At 55.3% G+C, this 217-nt stretch carries 1 rRNA gene; it reads left to right on the top strand.

Features of this window, described 5'->3' with window-relative positions:
* A 16S ribosomal RNA gene (locus DT057_RS35290) occupies positions 1-217 on the top strand; the annotation flags it as partial.

Below are 217 nucleotides of genomic sequence, written 5' to 3'. Positions count from 1 at the left end.
CTGATTAGCTAGTTGGTGAGGTAACGGCTCACCAAGGCGACGATCAGTAGCTGGTCTGAGAGGATGATCAGCCACACTGGGACTGAGACACGGCCCAGACTCCTACGGGAGGCAGCAGTGGGGAATTTTGGACAATGGGCGCAAGCCTGATCCAGCAATGCCGCGTGAGTGAAGAAGGCCTTCGGGTTGTAAAGCTCTTTTGTCAGGGAAGAAACGG

Origin of the sequence: Methylobacterium crusticola (genome assembly GCF_003574465.1) — a bacterium.
Lineage (GTDB): Bacteria > Pseudomonadota > Alphaproteobacteria > Rhizobiales > Beijerinckiaceae > Methylobacterium > Methylobacterium crusticola.
This window is presented reverse-complemented; position numbering and strand designations above follow the sequence as displayed.